The following is a 14,809-nucleotide window of genomic DNA, read 5'->3' as shown; positions in this document are numbered from 1 at the left end:
TCGATGGGCGCCCCTCGCGCCAGGTTGTCTCCACATTCGCGTATGAAGCGCGGCAGTTGGATCAGCCTGTTCGCCATGCTGATGATCTTTATCGGTCCGCTGATTTCCCAAGCGATGCCGATGGACCATCACGCCGGTATGTCGATGGACATGCCGATGAACCACGGCGCCTCCCATCACCCCAAGGCGCCTGACGAACACCACGCCCTCTGGTCCAAGTGCGGCTATTGCGACCTGCTCTATAGCTGCCCCGCCCTGCCCGGCGGCGTTTCAATCTTCACCCTGAGCAGCCCGCCGCCCGCCAGCGCCCTCACCCCCGCCACACGCCTGGGCCATGCCCGGCAGAGCATCTTCCCCGGCGCCCGCAGCCGCGCGCCGCCCATCGCTTCGTAAGCACTTAACACCGTTACTTCACACCGGCCGACTTTAGACAGACAGCCGCAGGCTGCTGGCCGTGTTGTTTACGATTGCTAGATGGAATGTGTCATGTCCAGGTTTCCTGCTGACTCCCGTATGGGATATACCCCTGTGCTCGCTGCCCTGTGCGGCGCGCTGCTTGCCCCTCACGCTCAGGCCGATGACCACGCCGAACATGAGCTGACGCCCACCGTGATCACGGCAATCGCCCCCAGCTCACCGCTGACCGTTATCACCAACCCGAAAGACCCACGCCAACCGGTGCCCGCCAGCGATGGCGGAGACTACCTCAAGACCATCCCCGGCTTCGCCCTGGTGCGCAATGGCGGCACCAATGGCGACCCGGTGCTGCGCGGCATGTTCGGCTCACGCCTGAACATCCTCACCAACGGCAGCATGATGCTCGGCGCCTGCCCCGGCCGCATGGACGCCCCCACCTCGTACATCTCGCCCGAGACCTACGACAAGCTCACCGTGATCAAAGGCCCGCAAACCGTGCTCTGGGGCCCGGGCGCATCGGCCGGCACCATTCTGTTCGAGCGCGAGCCGGAGCAGTTCGGCGAACTCGGCACACGTCTCAACGCCAGTGTGCTGGCCGGTTCCAACGGGCGCTTCGACAAGGTCATCGACGCTGCTGCCGGCGGGCCACTGGGCTACGTGCGGGTGATCGGCAACCAGGCCCACGCCGATGACTACAAGGACGGCAACAACGACACCGTCGCCTCGCGCTATGACAAATGGAATGGCGATGTGGCGGTCGGCTTCACCCCCGACGCCGACACCCTGCTGGAACTCACCGCCGGCCGTGGCGATGGCGAGGCGCGTTATGCCGGGCGCGGTATGGACGGTTCGCAGTTCCTGCGCGAGAGCCTGGGGCTGCGCTTTGAAAAGTCCAACATCGGCGAGGTGCTGGATAAGGTCGAGGCCCAGGTCTATTACAACTACGCCGACCACGTGATGGACAACTACAGCCTGCGCACGCCATCCGGCACCGGCATGATGGCGGGGCCCATGGCGTCCAACGTCGACCGGCGCACCCTCGGCGCACGTATCAAGGCCACCTGGCGCTGGGCCGATGTGCAACTGATCGGCGGCCTGGACGCGCAGACCAACGAACACCGCCAGCGCAGCAGCATGGGCATCGACACCTACAAGGACTTGCCCCGGGTCAAGGACGCCAACTTCCACAACTACGGCGCGTTCGGCGAACTGACCTGGTACGCCGCCGACCGCGATCGCCTGATCACCGGTGCGCGGCTGGACCGCGTTTCGGCCAAGGATCTGCGCCAGACCAGCGGCTCGGGGATGATGACCCGCCCCAACCCGACCGCCGACGACACCCGCGCCGACACGTTGCCCTCGGGCTTCGTGCGGTATGAACACGACCTGGCCGACAGCCCCACCACCCTCTACGCCGGCCTGGGCCACTCGGAGCGCTTCCCGGATTACTGGGAGCTGTTTTCCCCCAACACCGGCGCGGTCGGTTCGGTGAATGCCTTCGACGGCGTGAAGCCGGAGAAAACCACCCAGCTCGACTTCGGCGCGCAATACAAAGCCGACGACCTTGAAGCCTGGGCCTCGGGTTACATCGGCCGGGTGCAGGACTTCATCCTGTTCGACTACAGGCCCGGCATGATGGGCACCACCTCCCAGGCCCGCAACGTCGACGCGCGCATCGTGGGCGGCGAATTGGGCGCGGCCTACAAGCTCACCCGCAACTGGAAAGCCGACGCCACCCTCGCCTATGCCTGGGGCAAAAACAGCAGCGACGGCAAGGCGCTGCCGCAGATGCCGCCGCTGGATGCACGACTGGGCCTGACCTACAGCGAAGACGACTGGAGCGCCGGTGCGTTGTGGCGCGTGGTCGCGGCGCAGAACCGCATCGACCAGAACAAAGGCAATGTGGTCGGCAAGGACTTCGACAAGAGCGGCGGCTTTGGCGTGTTCTCGCTGAATGCGGCGTACCGCATCAACAAGCATTTCAAGGTCAGCACCGGCGTCGACAACCTGTTCGGCAACGCCTATGCCGAGCACCTGAACCTGGCCGGTAACGCCGGGTTCGGCTACCCGGCGAGTGACCCGCAAGCCATCAAGGAGCCAGGCCGAACACTCTGGACCAAAGTCGACATGAGCTTCTAAGAGCATCGCGGGCAAGCCCCCTCCCACACTTTTGATGTTGTGAACGCCATCAAATGTGGGAGGGGGCTTGCCCCCGATGACGGCCGACCAGACACAAAAAACTCAAAGCCTTGCGGAGCCCAATGATGAGCACTCAAAAAATATCCTTCTACAACCTGGCCTGGCGTTGGCACTTCTACGCCGGCCTCTTCGTCGCCCCTTTCATGGTGCTGCTGGCCCTGACCGGCATCATCTACCTGTTCAAACCCCAGCTCGACCCGTTGATGTACGGCGACCTGCTCAAGGTGCAGAGCGCCGCGCACGCCCTGAGCGCCGACGAGCAACTGCAACGCGCCCAGGCGACCTACCCCAAGGCCGCGATCAGCAAATACCTGCCCCCCGCCGACGCCACCAGCAGCGCGCAATTCGTGACGCATCAGGACGGCCGCGAAGTGACGGTCTTTGTCGACCCCTATCGCGGCACGGTCCTCGGCGAGCAGGATGCCAAATACAACCTGCAAGCCATCGCCCGCGCCCTGCACGGCGAGCTGATGATCGGCACGGTCGGCGACCGTCTTGTAGAACTCGCCGCCGGTTGGGGCGTGATGCTGGTGGTGTCGGGCCTGTACCTGTGGTGGCCGCGCGGCAAGTCATCAGCCGGTGTTCTATGGCCACGCTTCACCACCCGTGGCCGGGTGTTCTGGCGCGACCTGCATGCGGTCACCGGTTTCTGGGGCGCCTCGCTGTTGCTGGTGATGCTGCTCAGCGGCATGACCTGGACCGGCTTCTGGGGCAAGCAGTACGCCGAGCTATGGAATCGCTTTCCAGCGGCGATGTGGAACAACGTGCCGCAGTCCGACCAGCAGGCGCGCAGCCTCAATACCGCCAGCCAACAGACCGTGCCCTGGGCCATGGAGAACACGCCGATGCCGATGTCCGGCGACCACGCCGAGCACATGAACCACGGCGCCATGCACGCCGGTCCCGCTGCACCCACGGTGCGCCTGCAACAGGTGGTCGACCTGGCCAACGCACGCCACGTCGAGCCCGGCTACAGCATCACCTTCCCCACCACCGCCGAAGGTGTGTTCACCGTCGCGGTGTTCGCCAACGACCCACGCAACGACGCTACCCTGCACGTCGACCAGTACACCGGCAAGGTCCTCGCCGATGTGCGCTGGGAGCATTACAACCTGGTGGCGCGCGCCACCGAGACCGGCGTGATGCTGCACGAAGGCAAGATGTTCGGCTGGGTCAATCAGCTGATCGTGCTGCTGATCTGCCTGATGATCCTGCTGAGCGCGGTCAGCGGCGTGGTGATCTGGTGGAAGCGTCGTCCGGTGGGCGGGCTGGGCGTGCCGCCGCTGCGCCACGACCTGCCGAAGTGGAAAACCGCGATGGTGATCATGTTCGGGCTGGCGATCATTTTCCCGCTGGTGGGTGCGTCGTTGATCGTGGTGTGGGTGCTGGACCGCCTGGTGTTGGCGCGGCTGTTCGCACAACGTGAATCTGCCTCAGGTTCGACATGAAGTCGGCGAGATGCCCTACATAGAGGCGTTATGTAGTCTTACGCGGGCTTTCGCCCACGCCGCAGTAAGTGTTAACTTATAACACTTACTGCTTACTCCAGCTCGCCGCGCCCAGCGGCGAGCACTGCCTTCAAGAAGACTTTTTCGTCCGATGAACAAGTACCTCGCGTCCGGCCTGTGCCTGCTCGCCCTGCATACCAGCGCCCAGGCCCTGACCCTGCCCGCCAGCCCCGTCACTGCACCTGCCGTGGACGATGACCACGTCGACCTCAAGACCCCGACCACCGCCGGTTCGCGCCTGAACCTCAGCGCCCTGCAAACCCCCGGCAGCGTCGAGAGCCAGACCGGCGTGCAGATCCGCGAACGCGGCGACGCCAGTGTGCAGGACGCGATTTCCCGCGCCACCGGCATCAGCCGCACCGGCACGCCGGGCGACGGCGGCACCTCGTTGTCGGCCCGGGGTTTTACCGGCCAGGGCTCGGTGATGCAGTTGTATGACGGCAACCGCATGTACATGGGGATGGGCACCTCGACCTTCCCGGTGGACACCTGGTCGGTGGAGCGCGTCGACGTACTGCGCGGCCCGGCCTCGGTGCTGTACGGCGAAGGCGCCACCGGTGCGGTGATCAACACCGTGCCGAAAAAGCCTTTCGAAGGCGAGATCGAAAACCACATCCACCTCGGCTACGGCTCGTATGATCGCCAGCAACAAGCCGTGGACAGCGGCGGCTCGCTGACCGACACCCTGAGCTACCGCCTGAACCTCAATCGCCTGCGCAGCAACGGATTCATCGACCGCGGCGACTCCAGCAGCGACTTCGTCAGCGGTGCCCTGCGCTGGCGGGCGGCAGACAACCTGAGCTTCACTTTCGCCAGCGACTACGGCGACCAGCGCCCGCAGAACTACTTCGGCACACCGCTGATCAACGGCCAGTTGCACAAGGGCCTGCGCAACAAGAACTACAACGTCAGCAACGACACCCAGCACTACAACGACCAGTGGACACGCCTGACCAGCGAGTGGCAGATCAACGACAGCGTCAGCGCCACCAATGAGCTGTATTACCTGAAAAACCAGCGTCGCTGGCAGAACGCGGAGAACTACAACTTCATCGGCGGCCAACTGACCCGCAGCGGCAACTATGGCATCAAGCACAACCAGGAACAGGTGGGCGACCGCCAGACCTTCACCTTCAAGCACAGCCTGTTCGGCCTCGACAGCCAGACCGTGACCGGCGTGGAATACAACCGTATCCGCTTCCGCCTGGCCAGTAACTCGCCGTTTACCGACACGTTTGCCAGCGGCCAACCCATCGACGTGAACCACCCCGCGCCGGGCCAGTTCGCCAGCAACGACCCGTTCAAGCCGCTGTTCGCCAGCACCACCAAAACCGTCGCCGGCTTCGCGGAAAACCGCCTGCAGCTCACCGACCAACTGTCGCTGATCACCGGCATCCGCCGCGACTACGCGCACATCGACCGTGATGACCTGCGCACCGGCAGCCAGTCCGACAAGACCCTTACCGGCAATAACTGGAAGGCGGGCCTGGTCTACGCGATCACGCCCGACACCTCGGTCTATGGCCAGTACGCCACCAGCACCGACGGCGTCGGTGGCCTGATTTCCCTGAGCCCGGGCCAGCAGCAGTTCGACCTGTCCACGGCCAGGCAGACCGAGATCGGCATCAAACAGGCCTTCTGGGATCAGCGCGGCGAATGGACATTGGCGGCGTATCACATCGTCAAAAAGAAACTGCTCACCGACGTGCCGGGCAATCCGAGCCTGCAGCAGCAAGTCGGCCAACAATCCTCCCGTGGCCTGGAAGCCAGCCTCGACCTGCAACTGCCCCACGCCTGGCAACTGCAAGCCAACGCGGCCATCGTGCATGCGCAGTACGACGACTTCAAACAGGACGTCAACGGCGTGCAAGTGTCCCGCGACGGCAACCGCCCGGTGGACGTCCCACGTCGCACCGCCAACCTGTGGCTGAGCAAGGCGGTGACCGACGATATCCGCGCCGGTGCCGGTGTGCGTTATGTGGATGCACGTTATGCCGACATGGCCAACCAGAATGAGTTGCCCAGCTACACCGTGGTCGATGCCACCGTGTCGTGGAAAGCCCTGCGCAACACCACCCTGGGCCTGCAGTTGAACAACCTGTTCGACCGCACCTACGCCGTCAGCCAATACAACGACGGCCAGCAGTGGATCCTCGGCGAACCACGCTCGTTTTTTGTCACGGCGGACTACACCTTCTGATGACCGCACTCACCCTCAGCGACCTGGCCTGGACCCCGCCGGGGCATGACCATTGTCATCACCAGTTCCAACTGCGTGACGCCAGCCTGCAAGTCGGTGCGGGAGAGTTCGTCGGCCTGATCGGGCCTAACGGCAGCGGCAAGACCAGCCTGTTGCGCTGCGCCTACCGGTTCAGCAAACCGGCGTGCGGCGACGTGTTGCTCGACCATCAGAACGTGTGGAAACAGAGTTCGAAGTGGTGCGCGCAACGCATTGCCGTGGTGCTGCAGGAGTTCCCGGATGCGTTCGGCCTGCGCGTCGATGAAGTGGTCGCCATGGGCCGTACGCCGCACAAGGGCCTGTTCGACGGCGACACGCTGCACGACCGGCAGTTGATCCAACGGGTGCTGACGTCAGTCGGCATGCACGGCTTCGAGGATCACGCTTTCGCCACCCTGTCCGGGGGTGAAAAGCAACGTGTGATCCTGGCCCGCGCCCTGGCCCAACAACCGCAGCTGCTGATCCTCGACGAGCCGACCAACCACCTCGACCCGCGCTACCAACTGGAGCTGCTGCGGCTGGTCAAGCGCCTGCACATCGGCACCCTGGCGAGCATTCACGACCTCAACCTGGCCGCCGCCTTCTGCGATCGCCTGTATGTGATCAACCACGGGCGCATCGTCGCCAGCGGCACGCCCCATGAGGTGCTGACACGCGAACTGCTGCGCGATGTGTTTGGCGTCGAAGCGTTGATCGATCCCCACCCGCTGTCCGGCTACCCCCGAATCACCTGGATAACCCAACCATGATCCTGCGTTCGCTGCTTGCCACTACCTTGTTGTTCAATGCCACCGGGGCACTCGCCGAAGCGACCCACTACCCGGTGACCATCAAGAGCTGCAACCGCGACGTGACCTTCCAGGAAGCGCCGAAACACGCGGTCAGCCACGACATCAACATGACCCAGATGATGCTCGCCCTCGGCCTCAAACCGAGCATGGCCGGTTACAGCGGCGTTACCGGCTGGAAGTCGGTCACGCCGGAAATGGCCGGGCTGCTCGACGGCCTGCCGGAGCTGGCGAGCAAGTATCCCTCGGTGGAAACCCTGCTCAACGCCAATGTGGATTTCTTCTTCGCCGGCTGGGACTACGGCATGCGCGTGGGCGGCGACCTCACGCCAAGCACGCTGCAACCCTTGGGCATCAACGTGTATGAGCTGACCGAATCCTGCGCCTTCGTGATGAAGCGCCCGGCCGCGACCCTGGAAGACACCTATAACGACCTGCGCAACCTGGGCAGGATTTTCGATGTGCAGGAACGCGCCAATGCCTTGATCGCGCAGATGCAGGCGCAGGTCGCCGAGGTGCAACAGGACCTGCCCGCCGACAAGCCCCGGGTGTTCCTCTACGACAGCGGTGAAGACCGCGCCATGACCTCCGGCCGCCTGGGCATGCCCCAGGCGCTGATCGACGCGGCGGGCGGGCGCAACATTCTCGATGACATCGACGCCAGTTGGACCCGCGTCAACTGGGAGACCGTGGTGGAGCGCAACCCGCAGGTGATCGTGATCGTCGACTACAGCGAAGTCACTGCCGAGCAGAAGGAGCAATTCCTGCTCAACAACCCGGCGCTGCAAGCGGTGGATGCGATCCGCAACCAGCGCTTTATCGTGATCCCTTACGTGCAGGCCACGCCGGGTATCGACAACGTGCTGGCGGTGGAAACCCTGGCCAAGGGGTTCCACGGCGAATGATCACCCGTCGCTATGGGCTGCTGCTCGCCACGCTTGGCGCGGTGCTGCTGGTCTCCTGCGTGCTCTCGCTGGGCTTCGGCCCGGCACGGGTGCCAGTGGACGTCGTGTGGCGCATCCTGATGTACAAAGCGCTCGGCATCGGTCAAGCGAATTGGCCGGCCGGGCAGGAACATATCGTGTGGCTGATCCGTGTGCCGCGCATGCTGCTCGGCGCGCTGGTGGGCGCCGGGCTGGCGTTGATCGGCGCGGTGTTGCAGGCAGTCACGCGCAACCCGCTGGCCGATCCGCACCTGCTTGGTGTCACGTCCGGCGCCACCCTGGGCGCGGTGATCGTGGTGCTGCATGTGGGCGAAGTCATCGGCCTGCTGACCTTGCCCATCGCCGCGTTTGTCGGAGCTTTGGCGAGCATGCTGGTGGTGTTGGCCGTGGCCAGTCGCAACGGTCGCCTGGAAAGCGATCGTCTGTTGCTGTGCGGTGTGGCGGTGTCCTTTGTGATGATGGCGGCGGCCAATCTGCTGCTGTTCATGGGCGACCATCGCGCCGCCTCGGCGGTGATGTTCTGGATGCTCGGCGGCCTCGGCCTGGCGCGCTGGGAGCTGCTGGCGATTCCGGCGCTGACGGTACTGCTGGGACTTCTGGTGCTGCTGGGCATGGCACGCCCGTTGAACGCGCTGATGGCCGGCGAACAGACCGCCGTGACCCTCGGCCTGAACGCCCGCACCGTGCGGCTGAAGGTGTTCCTGGTGGCCTCATTGATGACCGGTGTGCTGGTGTCCATCAGCGGCTCCATCGGTTTTGTAGGGCTGATGGTGCCGCACATCGCCCGGCGTCTCGTCGGTGCCGAGCATCGCCGCCTGCTGCCGATCTGCGTGCTGCTGGGCAGTCTGTTCCTGGTCTGGGTCGACGTGGCCGCCCGCACGCTGATCGCCCCTGAAGACCTGCCCATCGGCGTGGCCACGGCGGCGATTGGCGGGGTGTTTTTCATCGGGCTGATGCGCAAGCGCTGACCGCGCCCCGTTGTAGCGCATAGCGATGCACCTGGCACGCAGCCCTGCCATTTGATGGTGCGCAACCCGAGCGCAACACGCGGCCAGGCGACTATTTCATGCCTTTTCCCGACTAGGCACAGCGCTTGCAATCACCTCCTCGACTTTGTCCCTCTCATAACAATCTTGAGTTCACGGAGATCGCACCATGAAGCGTCGTAGCTTGATCAAGGCTTTCACTCTTTCGGCGTCCATTGCCGCCATGGGCATGACCTGGACGATCCAGGCCGCCGAGACCATCAAGGTCGGCATCCTGCACTCGTTGTCCGGCACCATGGCGATCTCCGAAACCTCGCTCAAAGACATGGCGCTGATGACCATCGACGAGATCAACGCCAAGGGCGGCGTGAACGGCAAGATGCTCGAACCGGTGGTGGTCGACCCGGCGTCCAACTGGCCGCTGTTCGCCGAAAAGGGCCGCCAGTTGCTGACCCAGGACAAGGTCGCCGTGGTGTTCGGCTGCTGGACTTCGGTGTCGCGCAAATCGGTGTTGCCGGTGTTCGAAGAACTCAACGGCCTGCTGTTCTACCCGGTGCAATACGAAGGCGAAGAGATGTCGCCGAATGTGTTCTATACCGGCGCGGCGCCCAACCAGCAGGCGATCCCGGCGGTGGAGTACCTGATGAGCGAAGAAGGCGGTGCGGCCAAGCGCTTCTTCCTGCTGGGCACCGACTACGTGTACCCGCGCACCACCAACAAGATCCTGCGCTCGTTCCTGCACTCCAAGGGCATCGCGGATAAGGACATCGAAGAGGTGTACACCCCGTTCGGGCACAGCGACTACCAGACCATCGTCGCCAACATCAAGAAGTTCTCCGCCGGCGGCAAGACCGCGGTGATCTCCACCGTGAACGGCGACTCCAACGTGCCGTTCTACAAAGAGCTGGCCAACCAGGGGCTGAAAGCCACCGATGTACCGGTGGTGGCGTTCTCGGTGGGCGAAGAAGAATTGCGTGGTATCGACACCAAGCCCCTGGTGGGCAACCTGGCGGCCTGGAACTACTTCCAGTCGGTGGAGAACCCGGTGAACAAGAAGTTCGTGGCCGACTGGAAAGCCTACGCCAAGAAACACAACCTGCCGGGCGCGGATAAAGCCGTGACCAACGACCCGATGGAAGCCACCTACGTGGGCATCCACATGTGGGCGCAGGCTGCCGAGAAAGCCAAGTCCACCGATGTCGACAAAGTGCGCGAAGCCCTGGCCGGCCAGACCTTCGCCGCGCCATCGGGCTTTACCCTGACCATGGACAAGACCAACCACCACCTGCACAAGCCGGTGATGATCGGCGAGATCCAGGCCGATGGGCAGTTCTCGGTGGTGTGGCAGACCCAGGAGCCGATCCGCGCACAACCGTGGAGCCCGTACATCCCCGGCAATGACAAGAAGCCGGACTATGCGGTGAAAAGTAACTAAGCCCCAAGCGCAGATAACAATGTGGGAGGGGACTTGCCCCCGATAGCTGAGTGTCAGGCTCTGCATGTGCTGACTGACCCACCGCCATCGGGGGCAAGCCCCCCTCCCACATCAAGCTTGTCCGCGCGTGATCAGGACATTTGTTTATGCCCACTGCCCTCCACCGCTGTTTACTGGCTTTGCTGCTGTTGCTGCCTTTGGCCGCACACGCCAGCGACGCCGAAGACTTCCTGTCCGCCAACCCCACCCAACAAGCCAAACTGCTCCAGGACTGGGCCGCCCAGCCTGACCCGGCGCGCATCGAGCTGGTGGACGCCCTGCAACAAGGTCAGCTCACCGTCAACGGTGAGACCAGGACCGTACGCCTGAACAACCGCCTGCGCGGCCTGATCGATAACGTGCAGGCCAGCCAGCAACTGCTCGCCGCCGACCCCAAGGTGCGTCTGGCCGCCGCGAAGACCTTGCAGAAAAGCGCGCAACCCGCGCAGTTGAAATTCCTCGACCAGCAAGTCGCCACGGAAACCGATGAGCAGGTGCACAGCGCCCTCAGCCTGGCACTGGCCAACCTGCAACTGGTCGACACCGACCCGGCCATTCGCCTGAATGCCGTGCGTTTGCTCGGCAGTACCGGCGACCCGCTGGCCCGCACGCGCCTGGAAGCCCTGCTTGCGCCGGGCGTTGAAAGCGATGCCGCCGTGCATACCGCCGCCGAAACCAGCCTGGCCCAGGTCAAGCGCAAATTGATGATCGGCGAACTGCTCGGGCAAGCCTTCAGCGGCATGTCCCTGGGTTCGATCCTGCTGCTCGCGGCCCTGGGCCTGGCGATCACCTTCGGCCTGCTGGGCGTGATCAATATGGCCCACGGCGAGATGCTGATGCTGGGTGCCTACTCCACCTACGTGGTGCAACTGCTGATGCAACGCTACGTACCGGCGGCCATCGAGTTCTACCCATTGGTCGCGCTGCCGGTGGCGTTCTTCGTCACCGCCGCCATCGGCATGGCCCTGGAGCGCACGGTGATCCGTCACCTCTACGGGCGGCCCCTGGAAACCCTGCTGGCGACCTGGGGCATCAGCCTGATGCTGATCCAACTGGTGCGCCTGGTGTTCGGCGCGCAGAACGTCGAGGTGTCCAACCCGGCGTGGTTGTCCGGTGGTATCCAGGTGCTGCCCAACCTGGTGCTGCCGTACAACCGCATCGTGATCATCGCCTTTGCGCTATGCGTGGTACTGCTGACCTGGTTGCTGCTGAACAAGACCCGCCTGGGCCTCAACGTGCGGGCGGTCACCCAGAACCGCAACATGGCCGCCTGCTGCGGCGTGCCCACCGGGCGCGTGGACATGCTCGCGTTTGGCCTGGGTTCGGGTATTGCAGGTCTGGGCGGGGTCGCTCTGAGCCAGATCGGCAACGTCGGCCCGGACCTGGGCCAGAGCTACATCATCGACTCGTTCCTGGTGGTGGTGCTTGGCGGCGTCGGTCAGTTGGCCGGCAGCGTCACGGCGGCGTTCGGCCTGGGCATCGCCAACAAAATCCTGGAACCGCAGATCGGTGCCGTGCTCGGCAAGATCCTGATCCTCGCGCTGATCATTCTGTTTATCCAGAAACGCCCGCAGGGACTCTTCGCACTGAAAGGACGGGTGATCGACTGATGAACCAGCCATTGATGCTCACGGCCACGCAAAAGGCCGGCCCCAAGCTGACGATTGCCCTCGGCGCGATGATCCTCGCGGTGCTGCTCGCGCTGCCGCTGCTGTCGCTGTTGCCGCCGGACAATCTCTTTCATGTCTCGGCCTATACCTTGACCCTGGTGGGCAAGATCCTCTGCTACGCCATCGTCGCACTCGCCCTCGACCTGGTGTGGGGCTACGCGGGCATGCTGTCCCTCGGCCACGGCCTGTTCTTTGCGCTGGGCGGTTATGCCATGGGCATGTACCTGATGCGCCAGGCCGCCGGCGATGAGCTACCGGCGTTCATGACCTTCCTGTCGTGGACCGAACTGCCGTGGTACTGGGTGGGCACCGAGCACTTCCTCTGGGCCTTGTGCCTGGTGGTGCTCGCGCCGGGGTTGCTGGCGCTGGTGTTCGGCTTCTTCGCCTTCCGTTCGCGGATCAAGGGCGTGTACTTCTCGATCATGACCCAGGCCCTGACCTTCGCCGGCATGCTGCTGTTTTTCCGCAACGAGACCGGCTTTGGCGGCAACAACGGCTTCACCAATTTCCGCAGCATCCTCGGGTTTGGCATTACCGAGCCGGGCACGCGGGCGGTGCTGTTTGTCGCCACCGTCGCCTTGCTGGTGGCCAGCCTGTACATCGGCTGGCGCCTGGCGCAGAGCAAGTTCGGCCGGGTGCTGACCGCGCTGCGCGATGCCGAGAACCGCCTGATGTTCTGCGGCTACGACCCGCGTGGTTTCAAGCTGTTCGTGTGGGTGTTGAGCGCGGTGTTGTGTGGTTTGGCCGGGGCGCTGTATGTGCCGCAGGTGGGCATTATCAACCCCAGCGAAATGTCGCCGACCAACTCCATCGAAGCCGCCGTGTGGGTGGCCCTGGGCGGGCGCGGCACGCTGATCGGCCCATTGCTCGGCGCTGGCGTGGTCAATGGCATGAAGAGCTGGTTCACCGTGGCCTTCCCGGAGTACTGGCTGTTCTTCCTCGGGGCGCTGTTCATCCTCGTCACCCTGTACCTGCCCAAGGGCGTTATCGGCCTGTTGAAGAAATGAGGAACGTCATGCTGGAACCCATTTTCGATGCGGGCAGCGGCCGCGATGCCATCGGCCTTGGCCAGGCAGCCGGCAAGGGCCTGAACACCCGCCACGGCACCATCCTGACCCTGGAAGACATCAGCGTGAGCTTTGATGGCTTCAAGGCCCTCAACGACCTGAACCTGTACATCGGCGTCGGCGAACTGCGCTGCATCATCGGCCCCAACGGTGCGGGCAAGACCACGCTGATGGACGTGATCACCGGCAAGACCCGGCCCAGCCACGGCACCGCCTGGTTTGGCGAAAACCTCGACCTGACCGGCATGAGCGAAGTGCAGATCGCCCAGGCCGGCATCGGTCGCAAGTTCCAGAAACCCACGGTGTTCGAGGCCTTGAGCGTGTTCGAAAACCTGGAGCTGGCGCAGAAGACCGACAAATCGGTGTGGGCCAGCCTGCGCGCACGCCTGAGCGGCGAACAGAAAGACCGCATCGATGAAGTGCTCGACACCATCCGCCTGACCGCCTGCGCACCGCGCCAGGCCGGGTTGCTGTCTCACGGCCAGAAGCAGTTCCTGGAAATCGGCATGCTGCTGATGCAGGACCCGCAACTGTTGCTGCTGGACGAACCGGTGGCGGGGATGACCGACGCCGAGACCGAGTTCACCGCCGAACTGTTCAAGCGCCTGGCGGGCAAGCATTCGCTGATGGTGGTGGAGCACGACATGGGTTTTGTCGGCTCGATTGCCGACCACGTGACGGTGTTGCACCAGGGCAGCGTGCTGGCCGAAGGGTCGCTGGAGCAGGTGCAGGAAAACGAGCGGGTGATCGAGGTTTACCTCGGTCGCTGACCAGGACACTGGCTTGCTTTATGTGGGATCTAAGGAGGTTTGAGAATGCTGCAAGTCGACAAGCTGCACCAATACTACGGCGGTAGCCACATCCTGCGCGGGCTGTCCTTTGATGTGAAGGTCGGCGAAGTCACCTGCCTGCTCGGGCGCAACGGCGTGGGCAAGACCACCTTGCTCAAGTGCCTGATGGGCCTGTTGCCGGCCAAGGAAGGCGCGGTGACCTGGGAAGGCCGGGCCATCACGGCGTTCAAGCCGCACCAGCGGGTGCACGCCGGTATCGCCTACGTACCCCAGGGCCGGGAAATCTTTGGCCGGCTGACGGTGGAAGAAAACCTGCTGATGGGGCTGTCGCGTTTTGGCGCGAAGGAGGCCAGGGAGGTGCCGGCCTTTATCTACGAATTGTTCCCGGTGTTGCTGCAAATGAAACACCGGCGCGGCGGCGACTTGTCCGGTGGCCAGCAACAACAATTGGCCATCGGCCGCGCTCTGGCCAGCCGGCCGCGCCTGTTGATCCTCGATGAGCCCACCGAAGGCATCCAGCCTTCGGTGATCAAGGAAATCGGCGCGGTGATCCAGAAGCTCGCCGCACGCGGTGACATGGCGATCCTGCTGGTGGAGCAGTTCTACGATTTCGCCGCCGAGCTGGCTGACCAGTACCTGGTGATGTCCCGGGGCGAGATCGTGCAGCAGGGGCGCGGAGACCAGATGGAAAGCGAGGGCGTGCGCGGCCTGGTGACGATCTGAGCC

At 64.0% G+C, this 14,809-nt stretch carries 12 protein-coding genes; all 12 read left to right on the top strand.

What is annotated here, in order from left to right; translation table 11 throughout:
• Positions 1–3: 3 nt before the first annotated feature.
• The 12 genes from BM017_RS25965 (at position 4) to urtE (ending at position 14,806) form a co-directional block, all read left to right on the top strand.
• Positions 4–393, top strand: coding sequence for a DUF2946 domain-containing protein (locus BM017_RS25965; RefSeq protein WP_092249913.1), 390 nt, complete (start codon positions 4–6; stop codon positions 391–393).
• Between the two features lie 93 nt (positions 394–486).
• Complete coding sequence (locus tag BM017_RS25960) at positions 487–2,556, top strand: TonB-dependent copper receptor (protein WP_092249910.1); 2,070 nt, start codon at positions 487–489, stop codon at positions 2,554–2,556.
• Positions 2,557–2,681: 125 nt separating this feature from the next.
• Entirely contained in the window at positions 2,682–4,064 is a 1,383-nt protein-coding gene (locus tag BM017_RS25955; RefSeq protein WP_092249907.1) for a PepSY-associated TM helix domain-containing protein, read from the top strand.
• A 151-nt stretch (positions 4,065–4,215) separates the two neighbouring features.
• The gene (locus BM017_RS25950) at positions 4,216–6,324 is read left to right on the top strand and encodes a TonB-dependent receptor (protein ID WP_092249904.1); all 2,109 of its coding nucleotides are present in this window, start codon (positions 4,216–4,218) and stop codon (positions 6,322–6,324) included.
• A complete protein-coding gene (locus BM017_RS25945) occupies positions 6,324–7,112 on the top strand; it encodes an ABC transporter ATP-binding protein (protein ID WP_092249901.1) in 789 nt (262 codons plus the stop codon). The genes BM017_RS25950 and BM017_RS25945 overlap by 1 nt, the downstream gene beginning before the upstream one ends.
• Positions 7,109–8,056 (top strand): ABC transporter substrate-binding protein, encoded by a 948-nt coding sequence (locus tag BM017_RS25940; protein WP_092249898.1) that lies wholly within the window; start codon positions 7,109–7,111, stop codon positions 8,054–8,056. The genes BM017_RS25945 and BM017_RS25940 overlap by 4 nt, the downstream gene beginning before the upstream one ends.
• The gene (locus BM017_RS25935) at positions 8,053–9,063 is read left to right on the top strand and encodes a FecCD family ABC transporter permease (RefSeq protein ID WP_092249895.1); all 1,011 of its coding nucleotides are present in this window, start codon (positions 8,053–8,055) and stop codon (positions 9,061–9,063) included. The genes BM017_RS25940 and BM017_RS25935 overlap by 4 nt, the downstream gene beginning before the upstream one ends.
• Positions 9,064–9,250: 187 nt before the next feature.
• Complete coding sequence (gene urtA, locus BM017_RS25930) at positions 9,251–10,516, top strand: urea ABC transporter substrate-binding protein (RefSeq protein WP_092249892.1); 1,266 nt, start codon at positions 9,251–9,253, stop codon at positions 10,514–10,516.
• A 146-nt stretch (positions 10,517–10,662) separates the two neighbouring features.
• Positions 10,663–12,165, top strand: coding sequence for an urea ABC transporter permease subunit UrtB (urtB, locus tag BM017_RS25925; protein ID WP_092249889.1), 1,503 nt, complete (start codon positions 10,663–10,665; stop codon positions 12,163–12,165).
• The gene (gene urtC / locus BM017_RS25920; RefSeq protein WP_092249886.1) at positions 12,165–13,232 is read left to right on the top strand and encodes an urea ABC transporter permease subunit UrtC; all 1,068 of its coding nucleotides are present in this window, start codon (positions 12,165–12,167) and stop codon (positions 13,230–13,232) included. Before urtB ends, urtC begins: the two co-directional genes overlap by 1 nt.
• Positions 13,229–14,062, top strand: a complete 834-nt coding sequence (urtD, locus tag BM017_RS25915) for an urea ABC transporter ATP-binding protein UrtD (protein ID WP_170856122.1) — start codon at positions 13,229–13,231, stop codon at positions 14,060–14,062. The genes urtC and urtD overlap by 4 nt, the downstream gene beginning before the upstream one ends.
• A gap of 45 nt (positions 14,063–14,107) precedes the next feature.
• The gene (gene urtE / locus BM017_RS25910; RefSeq protein WP_071491627.1) at positions 14,108–14,806 is read left to right on the top strand and encodes an urea ABC transporter ATP-binding subunit UrtE; all 699 of its coding nucleotides are present in this window, start codon (positions 14,108–14,110) and stop codon (positions 14,804–14,806) included.
• The last annotated feature ends 3 nt before the right edge of the window (positions 14,807–14,809 follow it).

The sequence above is a fragment of the Pseudomonas sp. NFPP04 genome (assembly GCF_900113815.1).
Classification (GTDB): Bacteria; Pseudomonadota; Gammaproteobacteria; order Pseudomonadales; family Pseudomonadaceae; genus Aquipseudomonas; species Aquipseudomonas extremorientalis.
This window is presented reverse-complemented; position numbering and strand designations above follow the sequence as displayed.

What these genes read in the sequence shown, in the direction of transcription:
- BM017_RS25965 (WP_092249913.1), top strand. Translation starts at nt 4, where the DNA reads ATGGGCGCCCCTCGCGCCAGGTTGTCTCCACATTCGCGTATGAAGCGC.
- BM017_RS25960 (WP_092249910.1), top strand. Translation starts at nt 487, where the DNA reads ATGTCCAGGTTTCCTGCTGACTCCCGTATGGGATATACCCCTGTGCTC.
- BM017_RS25955 (WP_092249907.1), top strand. Translation starts at nt 2,682, where the DNA reads ATGAGCACTCAAAAAATATCCTTCTACAACCTGGCCTGGCGTTGGCAC.
- BM017_RS25950 (WP_092249904.1), top strand. Translation starts at nt 4,216, where the DNA reads ATGAACAAGTACCTCGCGTCCGGCCTGTGCCTGCTCGCCCTGCATACC.
- BM017_RS25945 (WP_092249901.1), top strand. Translation starts at nt 6,324, where the DNA reads ATGACCGCACTCACCCTCAGCGACCTGGCCTGGACCCCGCCGGGGCAT.
- BM017_RS25940 (WP_092249898.1), top strand. Translation starts at nt 7,109, where the DNA reads ATGATCCTGCGTTCGCTGCTTGCCACTACCTTGTTGTTCAATGCCACC.
- BM017_RS25935 (WP_092249895.1), top strand. Translation starts at nt 8,053, where the DNA reads ATGATCACCCGTCGCTATGGGCTGCTGCTCGCCACGCTTGGCGCGGTG.
- urtA (WP_092249892.1), top strand. Translation starts at nt 9,251, where the DNA reads ATGAAGCGTCGTAGCTTGATCAAGGCTTTCACTCTTTCGGCGTCCATT.
- urtB (WP_092249889.1), top strand. Translation starts at nt 10,663, where the DNA reads ATGCCCACTGCCCTCCACCGCTGTTTACTGGCTTTGCTGCTGTTGCTG.
- urtC (WP_092249886.1), top strand. Translation starts at nt 12,165, where the DNA reads ATGAACCAGCCATTGATGCTCACGGCCACGCAAAAGGCCGGCCCCAAG.
- urtD (WP_170856122.1), top strand. Translation starts at nt 13,229, where the DNA reads ATGAGGAACGTCATGCTGGAACCCATTTTCGATGCGGGCAGCGGCCGC.
- urtE (WP_071491627.1), top strand. Translation starts at nt 14,108, where the DNA reads ATGCTGCAAGTCGACAAGCTGCACCAATACTACGGCGGTAGCCACATC.